Source organism: Bifidobacterium thermophilum (assembly GCF_037482445.1).
Classification (GTDB): domain Bacteria; phylum Actinomycetota; class Actinomycetes; order Actinomycetales; family Bifidobacteriaceae; genus Bifidobacterium; species Bifidobacterium thermophilum_B.
This window is the reverse complement of record NZ_JBBHLY010000001.1, coordinates 303,946-318,908: the sequence shown is the minus strand read 5'-3', so window position 1 is coordinate 318,908 and position 14,963 is coordinate 303,946. Positions and strand designations below refer to the sequence as shown.

Annotated in this window: 10 protein-coding genes and 1 tRNA gene; 4 read left to right on the top strand and 7 right to left on the bottom strand. The window is 63.7% G+C overall.

The window, feature by feature from the left end; translation table 11 throughout:
* Positions 1-18: 18 nt before the first annotated feature.
* The 5 genes from WD012_RS01260 to WD012_RS01240 form a co-directional block, all read right to left on the bottom strand.
* Positions 19-1,686 carry an alpha/beta hydrolase family protein gene (locus WD012_RS01260; protein ID WP_339561989.1) on the bottom strand — a complete coding sequence of 556 codons (1,668 nt, stop codon included), beginning with the start codon at positions 1,684-1,686 and terminating at the stop codon, positions 19-21.
* Between the two features lie 71 nt (positions 1,687-1,757).
* Positions 1,758-2,429 carry a DUF4125 family protein gene (locus WD012_RS01255; protein ID WP_339561988.1) on the bottom strand — a complete coding sequence of 224 codons (672 nt, stop codon included), beginning with the start codon at positions 2,427-2,429 and terminating at the stop codon, positions 1,758-1,760.
* A gap of 159 nt (positions 2,430-2,588) precedes the next feature.
* Entirely contained in the window at positions 2,589-4,697 is a 2,109-nt protein-coding gene (locus tag WD012_RS01250; protein WP_422614330.1) for a DUF4037 domain-containing protein, read from the bottom strand.
* Positions 4,698-4,755: 58 nt separating this feature from the next.
* Positions 4,756-6,741 (bottom strand): DUF2207 domain-containing protein, encoded by a 1,986-nt coding sequence (locus WD012_RS01245; protein WP_339561986.1) that lies wholly within the window; start codon positions 6,739-6,741, stop codon positions 4,756-4,758.
* Positions 6,742-7,755: 1,014 nt separating this feature from the next.
* A tRNA-Pro gene (locus tag WD012_RS01240) sits at positions 7,756-7,829 on the bottom strand.
* A gap of 92 nt (positions 7,830-7,921) precedes the next feature.
* Between WD012_RS01240 and lysS the strand changes: the two genes are divergently transcribed.
* The 3 genes from lysS to WD012_RS01225 all read left to right on the top strand — a co-directional run bounded on the left by lysS (position 7,922) and on the right by WD012_RS01225 (position 12,220).
* A complete protein-coding gene (gene lysS, locus WD012_RS01235; RefSeq protein WP_339561985.1) occupies positions 7,922-9,610 on the top strand; it encodes a lysine--tRNA ligase in 1,689 nt (562 codons plus the stop codon).
* Between the two features lie 819 nt (positions 9,611-10,429).
* Complete coding sequence (gene menA / locus WD012_RS01230) at positions 10,430-11,380, top strand: 1,4-dihydroxy-2-naphthoate octaprenyltransferase (protein ID WP_339561984.1); 951 nt, start codon at positions 10,430-10,432, stop codon at positions 11,378-11,380.
* 102 nt (positions 11,381-11,482) lie between these two features.
* A complete protein-coding gene (locus WD012_RS01225; protein WP_026502343.1) occupies positions 11,483-12,220 on the top strand; it encodes a phosphoglyceromutase in 738 nt (245 codons plus the stop codon).
* Between the two features lie 116 nt (positions 12,221-12,336).
* On the opposite strand, the gene phoU is transcribed toward WD012_RS01225, so the two are convergent.
* A complete protein-coding gene (phoU, locus tag WD012_RS01220) occupies positions 12,337-13,023 on the bottom strand; it encodes a phosphate signaling complex protein PhoU (RefSeq protein WP_339561983.1) in 687 nt (228 codons plus the stop codon).
* Between the two features lie 248 nt (positions 13,024-13,271).
* Between phoU and WD012_RS01215 the strand changes: the two genes are divergently transcribed.
* Positions 13,272-14,573 (top strand): sensor histidine kinase, encoded by a 1,302-nt coding sequence (locus tag WD012_RS01215; protein ID WP_339561982.1) that lies wholly within the window; start codon positions 13,272-13,274, stop codon positions 14,571-14,573.
* A 103-nt stretch (positions 14,574-14,676) separates the two neighbouring features.
* Here WD012_RS01215 and WD012_RS01210 read toward each other — a convergent pair whose 3' ends face one another.
* On the bottom strand, positions 14,677-14,931 hold the full coding sequence (locus WD012_RS01210) for a DUF2530 domain-containing protein (protein ID WP_339561981.1): 255 nt from the start codon (positions 14,929-14,931) through the stop codon (positions 14,677-14,679).
* Between the last annotated feature and the right edge of the window lie 32 nt (positions 14,932-14,963).

The following is a 14,963-nucleotide window of genomic DNA, read 5'->3' as shown; positions in this document are numbered from 1 at the left end:
TCGGCAGAAGCGGGGTGATTATCGCAGGCCCCAGAACATGAACACGATGATGGACAGCACCAATGCGGCGAATGCGAGCACGGCGACGACGACATGCCCGGTGCCGGTCGCCACGGAAGGCTCATCCGGATGCCTGCGGATATTGTGCAGCACCGCCGTGAACAGGATGAACAGCAGCAGCAGGAGGGCCACCCCGCCGATCTGCAAGACCGTCCACCCCGGTCCCAGCACGTTGGCGCGGTTCGTCAGCGCCAGCGCGGCCTTCGCGAACGTGACCAGGTACCAGCCGAATCCGCCGGCGAGCAGCACGGGGAGCACGACACACGCGGCGAGCAGGGGAGCCACGCCACGCCCGAACCGCGGCGCATCGCCCCGTACTGTGATTGATGCGGCGCCTTGCAACGGTATGTGCGCCTTGGGTTTGCGCAGTTTCCCGCTGATCCACAGCACGAGCGCCCCGATTGCCGCGGCGAGTATGCACAGGGTCTGCGCCGCCATCAGCGCGAGCGCCAAGGCGACCGACCCGATCAGACCGGGCCTCGTACTGGACGGTGCTGCGAACCGTTGATGCGGCTGGCTTCCGGCGATCATCGGCGTGGACCAGTCGGCGGCCGTGGCGCCGGCCGCGACGGCGTTGGTCCAATCCTCGAGGTCATGCGTGTAATGCCGTTCCAGCGGCAACCCGGGCAACGACAGCGACGAACCGGTGCGCATCTGGTGGTTGGTCGGGTAGTACCGTACCGTCACGTTCGTATTGCTGTTGCGTTTGGCCGCGTCAACCAGCGTGCGCGCGCCCTGCTCGATCGGCATGGACGGGTCGATGGTCCCGTAATTGACCAGCAGCGGCATGGTGAGCGCCGAGTAATAATCCTGTGCCGGGAAATCCGCATATTCCAGCCCGATGAGCGAGAAATCGAGGCTGATCAGCGTCGGCAGCTCGTCGACCACGTTGTGCGGCGCGCCTGCGATGGTCGCGTACGAGGTCGCCGCCATCGCCATCTGGTCGCGCCCGGGCACCACGGGCGGGGACGTGAGGATCATGAACGCGATGTCCGGCTGCCGTTTCGCCATGACGGTCGCGATCCACGTGCCTTCCGATTCCGCGTACACGCCGACCTGCGACGCATCGACATTCCCCAGGCCGGCCAGCAGCTTCCAGGAGACCAGATAGTCGTGTGCCATCGTCTGGTAGTCGCGTTGTGTCCACGAATAGTCGTCCAGCCGCTTGTCCGGTACCAGCGTGACGATGCCCGCGGACGCCATGGCGGGGGCGATATCGCCGTACACTTCGGACGCCTTGCCTGTCCCGGCGCCGTGCACGAACAGGCAGGCCGGGCGTTTGCCGCCCGCCCCGACCGGCTCGCGCAGGATCGCGTTCACGCTCACCGTATCGGTGAGTTTGATGGTGAGCTTCGTTGTCTTGACCTTGTACGTGCCTTCCTGCGTGGTGGACAGGCCGTTCGCCGCGATCGCGGTATCGGGCGAGCCGACCGTCACATGATCCGTATACGGCTGTACATGCCAATCCGCGCCGATACGGGAGCCTAGGATGGCCAGAATCATGAGCAGGATGATCGCCATGCTCTCGACGGTTCTGATCCGGCGCCGCTGGCTTGTCCTGGTTTCCGCATCCCCCGCTGTGTCGGTGGTGCCGCGTCTTGCCTGCTCATCCATGCTCATGGCCATTGAATCCTCGTGTTGTGCCCTGCCGCCGTCGCGGTCCGCCCGTCTTGTACCTATTGCCCTCGTCGTATGCCCTAGGCGTGTGCGTCCCGCGCGTTGTGTGCGTGTTGCGCCGCCTGTGCCTCGTCAAGTCCCGCATACCCTTCCAGTCTGACCGTGTTGCCTACGGCCTGCTCGGTCAGGTTGCCGCCGCACGTCTCGGTCGCGTCCACCAGCCGCTCATACTCGTCGAAGGTGCGGTCCGAATACGTGCCCAGTTCGCCGCGCAGATACGTTTCGAACGAGGTCCGCTCGGGGGTGTCCTCGACGGTGGTGAGTACGCGCATCGCTCCGCCGAGCGCCGGCCAGCGGCCCGCGAATTCGCGCGCCCACGCGACCTGCCGGGCGATCACCCGCTCCTGCCGGGCGAACCGTTGCCCGGAAAGCCGGGGGATGTACGGTTCGATGCGTTCACGGTAGATGTCCGGAGCGGTGGACGCCATCATCCGCGCGTACTTTTCGGTGACCAGGTTGCGTCCGACGCGGTCCGCCTGCCGTAGATCGTTCTCGTAGCTCGCCAGCAGTGCCGGTGTCCACGTGAGGAACTGGCTTAGCCGCATCTCATGGAACATCGGCCAGTTGCCTTGGCATGCCGCGCGTCCGCCCTCGTTGTCCGTGCGCTGGAACTGGTCCCATTCCAGCCGGATCACCGATTCGACCATCGGGTCGTCGGCACGGACCGTGATGATCGGCGACTGTTGGGGCATGGCGTCTTCCTTCCTTTCCCGGTTCTGGACATCTGCCATTCGGGATATCTGCCTTTTTGGGGATATCTGCCATGATATGCACGCCTACCGTGCCGTGCGGTGCCCGATTCGCCGCCGGCGCTATTGCGACATCTGCCGCAAGGTGTCACACCGGTGCCGTCACAGGCTGTGCAGGCAGGCGGCGTCGCTCGCGATCCGCGCCTCCACATGCGGGCGCTGCCATTCAAGGAAACGCTCGTCGCTGTCCGTCAGGCCTTCACGCCGCAGCTCGTCCACGATATCCGCGCATATCGAATCGACCAGGGTGTCGATCGCCATGGCCGCGTCACGCGACTGGGCCGCCTCGCCATAACATGCGGTTCCCGATAGGCGCAACACCTGCTCCAGCTTGCCGCACACCCCGGCAAGCCGTGTCCCCATGCGGGCGCTCAGACGGCGCAGCGCGGCGAACCGCCATTTGTAGTAAGGCGCGTATCCGGCGGATACCGGTGTGTTGATGAGGAACACCAGCGAGGAGACCGCGTCCGCGAATCCGCTCACGGACAGCCATGCCGCGCTGCCGTCGCCGCGGCGAAGCATCCGGGGCAGATTGTACTGGCCTGTCTGGCTGATCATGCCCAGACGCCGTGATATCAGCGACAACCGCACATCGTCGGGCATGAGCTTAAACCCTTGTCGTGTCGCAGAAAAAGCGCCGAGCGGATCGGCGAATACCTGCCCGTTGGTCGCCGCGGCGAGCGTCGCCTCGTCCAACATGAGCCACTCGTGCGGATGGTCGGCGGCAGGAGCCTCACGATATCCGGTCAGGGATGCAAAGAAATCGCCGATACGGAACACGCCGACCCGCCTGCCGGGGCCTTGCGCGCGTGGCGTGGACCGACGCGGCCCGAATCCGAGGAATCGCGTCGGCAGCGCATCGTAGTCGGCTTGCAGCCGTTCGCCGATATGCGCATAGTCCTCGTCGGTGAGCCACAGGCAGAAGCCCGGGCCGAAATCATGGTCGTGGGACAGGTTGTCGTCAAAGCCGTAGCATTCCGAACCGTGCCCGACCAGTCCGGCGGCGATACGCCCCTGATACTGCGGGTATCGCTCGGCGATCATGGGCTTGCCGTATTCGAGCCACATGCGTTTGGCCAGGGCAAGTCCGCTGATCTTTGGCGTCACCTCGTCGCCGGCGGCTGGTGCAACGGCGGGTGTATCGGCAGGTGCATCGGCGCGCGCAGCGGCTGCCGTGGTGCCGGACGGCGTGCCGGTGTGCCCCATCTGCTCTGCCAGGGCGTCTTTCGCCGCGTGCAGGTTGCTGCTGGTGGTCCGGTAATACTCCGTGTCGGTGCCGTAGCATTCGGCGATCACGTCAAGGGCCTTGCGGTACAGCATCACCGCGTCGGCGAATTCCCCGCGGGTGAACCGTACTTGCGCGGCCCCTGCCAGCGCTGACGCGTAATGTGCGCTGTGGGCGAGGTCTCCCTCGCTGTAGATGGCCAGTGCCCGCTGGGCGTGGTCGTTGGCCTGGTCGAGCAGCGCGGCCGGAGCCTGTGCGTGGCCGTCGTACCGGCCGTTCCCGTCGGCGGTCTGCTTGCCGGATTCATGCCATAGTTCCAGCTCGACGAGCGCGAGATTGACGTATGTGGACGCGATGTCAGGATCGGTGTGCGGGTCGGCACCCGAATCCTTGAGGATCGCCATCGCCTGCATGAGCTGGTCGCGTGCCTTGTCCGGCCGGCCGGTTTCGCTGTACAGCATGGACAGGTTGTTGTGCAGCGCCGCCAGACGCCGGTCATACGGGCCGTAGGCGGTGGCGGCGCTGTCAAGGGCCTGGCGGTACAGGTCGGCGGCCTGGTCGTAGTGGTGTGCTGCCCGCATCGCCGTGGCCGCATTGATCAGTGTCGTCGTCCACGCCTCGCTGCCGGCGAGCCCCATGCGCATGCCGAGCTCGAGTGCCCGCTGCACGATCCACTGGTTGTCCTCATGTCGCCCCTGGGAACGGTAGAATCCCATCGTCTCGTTGAGCACGGTGAGCAATCCGGCGTCATCGCCGGCATTCTCGGCGTCGGCCATCGCCTGCTGCAGGTAGGCGTCCGCGTCGTGGCCCGCACGATGCGCATGGTAGATGGCATCCAGCCCGGCAAGGAACTCGTCCGCGTCGAAATGGGCGGCATGGGCGGCGTGGTCCTCATCGGTGGTGCCGGCGGTCTCACCGTCCGCCGCGGCCGGTTGGCCGCTGCCGAACAACGCCATCGGATTGTTGGCCGCCATCAGCGCATCCATCAGCGCATCCTCGGCAGGGGTTTGGTCGCCGCTATCGCCGTCGGGTATGAAAGCGGCCTCACGTCCTTGGGTCGGGTCGTTGCGATTCGTCATGGTCCTGCTTCTCCAATTCCTGGTCGAGCCATCGCAGGTATATTCTCACCGATTTCTGCAACGCGTTGTCATCGGGCTTGGGGTCTGCCGCCCCCGATGCAACCAGAGCGGATATCGCTTCTCGCTCGGTGTCATACCGATCTACCTCGATGCCGTGGCTGCGCATGGTGTCCACCAGCTTATCAGGTATGGCATTGAGGCTGTTGTTCAGCGCTTCCGTGTCGAATCCGCCGGTGTTGAGCGGGACGCCGGCCGACCGTACCGTCTTGGCGACGAAGCCGCGTCCCCTGCTGCCCGGCGCCGCGTGTCGGCCGGTCGCCTTCTGCACGCTGTCGGCACGTTTCCACAGCATGCGGTCGACCGACGCCAGCTCGCCTTTCGCCAGACCGAGCGCGACCGCATACGCAAGGTTCCACCCGTACAATTGGGCGTCCAGCGTGGTGCCGCGTTCGCCCAGATCACCGTAATCCTTGAGATATTTGCCCAGCCCGAGCACATGATGGTACAGGCGCATCATCGGCAGGTCGATGCGCTTGGTGGGGATGTCCGCGTCGATGAGCAGATACCAGGTCAGTGCCATGCCGACCGGGCGAATGGGGGACAGCGGCAGGGCGATGATGCAATACACCACCAGGAAGATACGCAGCACGTCACGCCGGCGTGCGCCATCAGAGCCGGTATTGCGGATATGCTGCAGATTGCGGGTGTTGATGACGAGGACAGCCGCGATGACGGCCACATATACGAGCGTCAGGAGATTCGCGATTGGCACCAGGACATTCAGCCAGGTGAAGCCTTCGTACCGGATCAGGATTTGTGTCAGGGAGGCGCAATCGCCAGCATTGAGGAACATCGCGCCGGACGAGCCGTCGCCACGCGTGGTGAGCATGCCGAATATGCCGGAAATGAACGCGCACCCGATCAGCATGAACGCTCGCGGTGTCCCCAGGGTCCGCATGATGCATGAAGACTGCCTGCTGACCTCGGCCTCGACGCGGGACAGCGCCCGGTAGCCTTCGGTGGAAAGATGGTCGGTCAGTTCGGCGACACTCGGGTTGACCCGCGTTCCGGGGGCATCAGGCGTCCCGGCAAGGTCAGGGCGCTCACGGTAGAAATCCTGGAATGCGACGACAAGAAAGTCCAGGAGCCGGTGTTCCGCCGGCGTCAGCGGCTGGGTGGGGGCGCTCTGCAGATATACGTGCCCCTGCTGGTCGACGCCGAGGGCGCCCTTGTCGATCAGCGAGGCGATGCCTGAACCGATAAAGGTCCGTTCGCCGAACGCCCATGCGGCCACCATCGGTTCGATTTCCGGGCGATCGCGCCAATACAGCACTTTTGACGGGTGGCGCCCGCGCATGCCGACCGCCCGGCAGATCGGGACGGCGATGAGGATATTGATGATGCCGACAATGAAGAACAGGTAGTCAATGCCGTTGACGTCGACTTCCGGGTCGTCGGCCGAGTAGACCTCCTGGAAGCTTCGCCCGCGGAACAGCATGAGCATGCCGAAGTAATACGCGAGGTACAGGATGTAGGCGGCAGCCAGGGCGATCACGATGACCAGAAGGATGCGAGCGAAGCACAACCAGTCGAACCGCTTATGGTAGTTGGGATTGGTGTAGTTGTCATCCGGCGCTTTCTCCCAGTAGCGTGCGGCGGTACGGCCATTGTGCGGCGGAAGCGGATACGGCGGTATGGTCTGGTTTGGCGGCATGGTCTGGTTCGGCGGTGCAGCCTGACCCGGTGTCGCGGTCTGCTGCGGCGTCGGTGCGGGCTGAGGCGCGGGTATCTCCGGTGCGGCGGGTTGTTGCGACCCGGGGTGCGGTGCCGGCGTTGTCGAGGTGTCCGTCAGATAGGTGCCTGCCGCCGCGAAGCTGATGCCGTCAGGGGAATCGTCCGCCGGCGGCATGGGCGTGAATACTCGGGGGCTGTGCTGGTCGTTGTACTCCATGGCGTATGTGCTCCTTCGTCGCAGGCGGTTTCGGCTGCACGGCTTTGCAGCCGGAACCGGCGGAACAATCGTGCCGGTCTGCCGTAGTATCGATGGCAACGTTTGCATCCGTTGCCATTATCGTAGCTCCCGAAGAAACCCTGGCAGACGGTTCGGCGCCGTGGCGGATGCAGGGGCGGCTACAATTCCCCATGCGTTCACCTGCCATTCATCCTGCCGGAGGTTGCGCGCCGGTTTGTCTATCGGTTCCCGGTACTCGATAGCGGCGTCGGCGTTATCGGGGAATCGAGGGGAAAGCATTGCCACGGGGCGGTCGATCGGAACAGCGGATGTGATGCTGCAGAAGCCCGTATCCGGTGGGCTCCTGCGGATGGTGTGGAAGAAATCCCGCAAACCGGCCGCCGACGAACAAAGTCCCGGGTTTTCACGGGAGTTTACCGCGGATTTCCAACGTTCCCGTTGGGAGACCACTCATGAGGACGTCGGAATCCCATAACCTCCCGCATTCCGCGCGGGAGAACAGGCGCAAACCGCCCAATCCGCCGAGTTCTCCCACCGCATGGGGGATGGGTCGACTTGGGGTTATTTGCCAGAATGTGTCCGGGGTCGGACGTGCGGGGTTGCGCTGTCAGGCATGCCGCGGTTTCGGAGCCCCCATGCCGCCACGTTCGAGGCCGGTCGGGATATATGTCCGGGATCGGCACGGGCCCACAGTGGCGCAAGGCGAATAGGCGGTTCGTATGTGCCGCGCCGCGTATGCCCGGGCATACGCAAGTCGTGGGACACGGACAGATGCGGCCGTTTTCCGTCGATATCTGCTCGGCGGCGTATGCCCCGGCATACACGACGCGTACGGAGACCGGAACAATACTCCAGACTCCCACACGTCCTGCCTCCGGGCACGCATGTTGGTCAAACCCTCATTCGGCCTATAACCCAGTAATTCCACGAGTACCCTTTTACTCAAAAAAGAAGGGCCAAACCGTTGATTTCTCAGCGATTTGACCCTGTCGGTCGGGCTGGCGGGATTTGAACCCGCGGCCTCTTCGTCCCGAACGAAGCGCGCTACCAAGCTGCGCTACAGCCCGTTTTGGCAACGTCCGTCATCATACAGCAATTGCAGAACAATGCCAAATCGGTGTGTCGCGTCGTGTATTGGCACTTCGATACACTGGGGTGCATGACGAACCCTGAACAATCCGCGGAAGACGCCGCGGAACAGCATACCGAAGACGCACCGGTCATGACGACCGTCGAACACGCAGAACTTCTGCTGGAGCAGGACAAGAAGATCCGCTCCAATATCGATGAAGGCAGGAGCCTTGACGAGGCGATCGACCCGAGCAACAAGGAATTCGGCCCGCTCGCGCACCCCGAGCAGGTGCAGATGCGTGTCGCCAAGCGTGCGCTCATGCTCAAGGAAGGCATTCAGCCGTATCCGGTCCATGTCGATGTGACCGCCACCATCGGCCAGGTGCGCGCCAAGTACGACGGCAAGCTCAGCGCCGGTGACGAGACGCAGGATGTCGTCGGCATCGCCGGTCGCGTGCTCTTCCTGCGCAACGGCGGCGGCCTGTGCTTCGTCAAACTCGCCCAAGGCGACGGCACCGCCATCCAAGGCATGATCTCCAAGAAGGAGATCGGCGCGGATTCCCTGAAGCAGTTCAAGCAGATGGTCGATTTGGGCGATCACCTGTTCCTCAAGGGCCGTGTCATCGCCTCGAAGACCGGCGAGCTGTCCGTCTTCGCCAGCGAATGGCGTATCGCGGCGAAGGCCCTGCAGCCGTTGCCCGCATTGCATAAGGAGCTGAGCGACGACACGCGCACCCGCAAGCCGTATATCGGCATGATCGCCGACGAGCGCATCCGCGACATGGTACGCAAGCGTTCCGCCGTGGTCTCCTCGCTGCGCCACACCTTCGAAGGCCATGACTTCCTCGAGGTCGAGACGCCGATGCTGCAGACCGTGCACGGCGGTGCCGCCGCCCGCCCGTTCACCACGCATATGAACGCCTTCGATATCGACCTGTATCTGCGCATCGCCCCGGAACTGTTCCTCAAGCGCTGCCTGGTCGGTGGCATCGACCGCGTGTTCGAAATCAACCGTGATTTCCGCAACGAGGGCGTCGACGCCACGCACGCCCCCGAGTTCACCATGCTCGAGGCCTACCAGGCGTACGGCAACTACGATACAATCGCCGCACTCGTCAAGGAGCTCATCGTCAAGTCCGCGCTTGACGCCTTCGGCGGCACGAAGGTCACGCTGCTCAACGGCGAGGAATACGATTTCGGCGGCGAATGGAAGACCATCAGCATGTACGATTCGCTCTCCGAGGCGCTGGGCGAGGAAATCATCCCGAACGGCGGGCCGGACAATCCGGGCACGTCGGTCGAGCACCTGGGCAAGATCGCCGACAAGCTCGGTGTGGAACGCGACGACGTGGAGAACCACGGCAAGCTGGTCGAGCACCTGTGGGAGCACTTCTACGAGGACAAGCTCTACGAGCCGACCTTCGTGCGTGACTTCCCGGTGGAAACCAGCCCGCTGGTCAAGTCCCACCGTTCGAAGCCCGGCGTGGTGGAGAAGTGGGATCTGTACGTGCGCGGCTTCGAGCTGGCGACCGGCTACTCCGAGCTCAACGATCCCGTGGTCCAGCGCGAACGGTTCGTCGCCCAGGCCAAGGATGCGCTCGCCGGCGATGTCGAGGCCATGGATATCGACGAGGACTTCCTAGAGGCGCTCGGCGTGGGCATGCCGCCGGCCGGCGGCACCGGCATGGGTATCGACCGTCTGCTCATCGCGCTGACCGGCGCGACCATCCGCGAGACGATCACCTTCCCGCTGACCAAGCCGCTGAACCTTCAGTAAGCCATCCGGGTTTTCGGGTTGCAAGCATCGGTGCCGGTCCGGGGTTTCAAGGATCCCGGACCGGCACCGATGTGTTTGTAGTTGATTATTGACCAGCAGGCTGTGTGGCGGAGTCACGGCAGGATTCCCCATACTGGTTGCGCTGACGGTGGGCCGAGCGTGTCCAGTAAGGAACAACGGCGTTGTTGTCTTTACGGTAATTGAATCCACAGCGCTATCGGGAATACCTGATGGCCGCAATGCTACAGATGCGATGATGGGCCGTTAATACTCATGAGTATTATACCCGTGAGTATCTTATTTTCGCCGAGGTACTTGGGCGAATGCTGAGTTGCAATACAGGGCTTCCCGGTTGGTCGTCTGACCGTTGATTCCAGCGATCCATGGTGTGAGCGAATCCTCGCGCGACGGCGGGCATCGGGGTCGGCGGTGAGGATTCTCACGTTCGAGGTGCCGTCGTGTGAGTGAACCCTCACACAACTCGGTATGTAGACGCTGGCGACGCTTGATTTGGAGGGTCAAGGCTGCGTTGTGTGAGCGGATCCTCGCACAACGCCCGATTTCGGGGGCGATAACGCCCGCTGGAGCCTGCCAGCTCCGTGCTGTGTGAATCAATCCTCACACCGTTGTGGACTTCGACGCCGAGGGCTCCCGTTTCTGCCTGCCGACGCCATATGGTGTGAGCGGATCCTCGCACAACGCCCGTCAGCACGCCCGTCAGCGGCCACGGCCCGCGCCATCGCCTCGTTCGGCTGCAACGTCTATGGCTGAGCCCTGCCCATGGGCGATGTCGTCACGGCAGGGGAGTAGGCAGGAGGTATGGCAGAGATGAGATTCGTGGACTGGATCCATGGGGCCCGGCCGAAGACCTTGCCGTTGGCGGTGGCTCCGGTCGTCACCGGCGCCGCTGTCGCGAGTGTGTCCGGCACGCCGTATCATCCGCGGTTCCTTGCGGTGATGCTGTTGTGCATGGGTGTGGCGTTGTTCCTGCAGATTGCGGCGAATTTCGCGAACGATTACTCGGATGGCATTCGCGGTACCGATGAGCACCGGGATGCCGCAGATGCGGCTGGACATGCGGCTGGACATGCGACAGACGGGCAGGCCGTGGTGCATGCCCCGACCCGGCTGGTCGCCTCCGGTGTCAATCCCCGGCGGGTGCTGCTCGCGGCGGGCGTGAACGCGGCGCTCGCCTGTATCTGTGGCCTTGCTGTATGCGCGGTAACCGGTCACTGGTGGTTTATCGCCGTCGGCGTGGCGTCGCTGCTGGCCGGCTGGGGCTATGTGGGCGGCAGACATCCTTATGGGTACCACTATTGGGGCGAGGTCTTCGTCTTCGTGTTCTTCGGGCTTGTAGCGGTGTGCGGCACGATGACCGCGTTGTCTGGCCGCATCACGGCGGGCGGCGTGTGTGCGGGAACCGCGAACGGCCTGGTCGCCGTGGCCGTGCTGTGCGTGAACAATCTGCGCGACATCGAATCCGACCGTGCGCACGGCAAACACACGTGGATGACGGCCTTCGGACGTACATGGGGCACGGTGTTCGCGGACGCGTTGCTGATGACCGCTTCGGTCCTTGCCATCGGCATGGTCGTGGCCTGGCGTGCCGCGGACACGGCGACCATCGGGGCGTGTGCGCTGATGTGCCTGGTGATGATCGTGGCCTGCAACGCGTTGACACGCGCTGATTACCGCCGTGCCCTGCCCCTGTGCACGTTGGGTTCCCTGTCGGTATCGCTGGTGTTCGCCGCGGCGGCTTGTTCCGTGTAGTGTCCGCGATGGTGCGCCGGAGGCGTTGCGGGGGCGGACGGCCGTGTCCACGCTTCGCGCAAGGCACCCGCATTTGGGAGGCCGGGGCGCTAGACTGGGACCATGACTTACAAACTAGTACTGCTCCGACATGGTCAGAGCGCATGGAACAAGACCAATCAGTTCACCGGCTGGGTGGACGTCCCGCTGACCGAGCAGGGCGTCGAGGAAGCCAAGCGCGGTGGCCAGCTGCTCAAGGAGAAGAACGTCCTTCCGGACATCGTGTTCACCTCCCTGCTGCGTCGCGCCATCAACACCGCGAATTACGCGCTTGACGAAGCCGATCGCCTGTGGATCCCCGTCCAGCGCAGCTGGCGCCTCAATGAGCGTCACTACGGTGCGCTCCAGGGCAAGAACAAGAAGGCCATCCGCGAGGAATACGGCGACGAGAAGTTCATGCTGTGGCGTCGCTCCTATGCCACCCCGCCGCCAGACATCGATCCGGACGACCAGTATGCGCAGAACCATGATCCGCGCTACACCGGCGATCCGGTGCCGGAAGCCGAGTGCCTGGCCGATGTCGTCAAGCGCGTCGAACCGTACTTCAAGTCCGCCATCGAGCCGGAGCTCAAGGCCGGCAAGACGGTCCTCATCGCCGCTCACGGCAACTCCCTGCGCGCCATCGTCAAGATGCTCGACGGCCTGTCGGAGGAAGAGATCGCCAAGGTCAACATCCCGACCGCCATCCCGCTGCTGTACGAGCTGGACGAGAACTTCAAGCCGATCAAGCCGCGTGGCGAGTACCTCGATCCTGAGGCCGCCGCCGCCGGTGCCGCCGCTGTCGCCAACCAGGGCAAGTAAGCCCCGATTGGCGGGCGGAAGCCCGCGGTCTGAATAACGCGAGTGCCCGTGCCACCACTGGTTGGTGACACGGGCACTCGCATTACCGGGGTATGCCCGGTATGGCCGATCGGCGGTCACATGTCGGATACTGGGGTGTCCTCGTCGCGGCCCGGGTCCTTGCTCGGGTCGAAACCGGAGACGATGTACACCACACGGCGTGCGGCGGACACGGCATGGTCGCCAAGACGCTCGAGGAAGCGTCCGATGAGCACCACGTCGATAAGCTGCTGCCTGGTGCCGTTCCAGGTATCGCCGAGCGCGATATCGAAGGTCTGGTGATGCAGCCGGTCGAGCTTGTCGTCATCGATGATGACGGTTTCCGCGATGGTGGTGTCACGGTCGGCGAGCATCTCCACCAGACGGTCGGCGGTCACGCGCAGGAATTCGACCATCTTGGTGAACGTCTCCCGGGTCTCCTCGGGCAGCGCGTTCTGCGGGTACTCGCGGCGTGCGGTTTCGGCGATATGCCGGGCGAGGTCGCCCATGCGCTCGAATGTCGCGGCCAGGCGCAGCGTGGAGACAACCACGCGCAGGTCGGTCGCCACCGGATTCTGCTTGGCCAGCAGGTGAACACACTGGTCGATGATGCTGGATTCCAGTGCATCGATTTCGATATCGCCGTCGATCACTGCCTGAGCCTTGTCGATGTCCGCGTTCAACAGCGCATCCCCGGCGCCGTTGATGGCCTTGCGAACGTCCTGTGCCATACGATCAAGGTCGTCAGCGACGGCTTTCATCTCCTCATTGAAAATAACGCGCATTGCTCTGCCTTTCTGGGATTTGTTCCGTCTCGCTGTGTGAGCTGTCGCGCACCGCTTCCTGATACCATCGCTCGGATGCCGTGCAGTTGCCACTGTGCCCAGTTTATTCGCAACACGCCCGTGACGCCACTTCAACCGTGGGGGATTGCCGACGGTTAGTGCAAAATTCACGGTATGGTTTGCTACGGTTCATGTTCTGCCGATGTCTGGCGGTGCCGGCATGGGGGAAACTGTGGGACAATGGCGGCATGGGCAATTCTTCTGCTGGTTGGTATGCCGCGCCGGTGATGGTTCTTGCCGTAGCCGTCGTCGTGCTTGGTGTCGTGGTGTTGGTGTCATTCGTGCGGCATGATGGCTTGCTGCGGCGGTTCGTACAGGACGGGGAACGCGGTTTCTTCGGTTTCCACCGCCACGGCGACGCTGATGCGGACGGTACGGCTTCGGAAGACCTTGATGACTCCGCGCAGGCCCTCCTGGCCATGCTTCCGGTCGCCTCGGCGGTCATCGACGCCCATGACAGCGTCATCAGGGCAAGCTCCGCGGCGTACACGCTCGGCGTGGTGCGCGACGAATCCCTGTGCAATGATGAGATTCTCGCCGCCGTCCATGATGTGCGGCGTACCGGCGGCCGCAGACAGCTCGACGTCACCACCCGGACGGCGGAGCAGCGGATCGTGGGCCCGCAGGCGGATACCCGCGGGGCTGACGCGGGATTGCAGGACATCAGGGTCATCCATGGGGTGTCACGGCCGAACTGGCTGAAGGTGACCGTCGGCAAGATCAATGACGGGTTCATTGTCGTGATGCTTGATGACGTCAGTGAACCGATCAGGTTCGCACAGGTCAGGGAATCCTTCATCCAGAACGTCTCCGAGCAGCTGATCGAGCCGTCGCACGCGTTGGAGCGTCTGGCGGATTCACTGGAGCATGATGATCTTGACCGCGACGAGGTCCGGCGTGAGGCCGTCGAGGTCCGCGGCGCGTGCAGGCATATGGAGCACATGGTGTCCGACCTGCTGTTGCTGATCAAGGCGCAGGAGCCGATTGTCGCTTCCGGGCATAACCGGATGAACGTGATGGAACAGCTGCGGGACGTCGTCGAAACCCATCGCGAGGCTGCCGCCGCGGCAGGGGTGGCCTTGGAACTGACGGGTGACGATACGCTGGAAATCCACGGCGATCCCGTGCAGTTCAAGGCGGCGGTCGCCAAACTCGTGGAAAACGCCGTCGGGTATTCCCCCAAGGGTTCCGTGGTCGCTGTTTCGGTGAAACGCTCCGAAGACGGCGAAGACGCCGCCGTAAGCGTGGTCGATCGTGGCTGCGGTATCTCCAAAAGCGAACAGGAGCGTATTTTCGAGCGGTTCTACCGTGGCGCGCAACAGAACGAGCGCACCCGGCAGGGCATTGGCTTGGGATTGGCGATTGTCAAGCATGTCGTATTGGCGCATCATGGCAATGTGAGCGTGTGGAGCGCCCCGGGGCAGGGGAGTACATTCACGATGGCCATCCCGCTCGCCGCGGATGCGCATGGCCCGTCCGATCGCGGTTGAAGCGGTTGCTTCGGGGCGAACAGACTAACAGCCTCGGCAGGAGGCGGCACCTGCCGAGGCTGTTCTGCCGTCGGACGCGGTGTCTTTGCATGTGGGGAGAGGGTCATTTGCCGAGACGGCGGTAATCCCAGCGGTCGAAATGCTCCCATATCAGCAGAATGATGCCGACGAGCACGCCCGCGGCGCACACGACCAGTTCCTTGAGCGCGGGAACATGGAGGGCGAGCAGCATGGCGCACACGATGAGCGCCGCAACCCATAGCGTCGTGCCGGCCTGGAACACCTTGCGCAGGTCCACGCGCACGGGTTTGGGTGACGGCTTACGGGACGCCGGATCGAAAATCGGAGCCAACTTCATACCTTTACCATAACGTGCGGGGTAACCTTGTT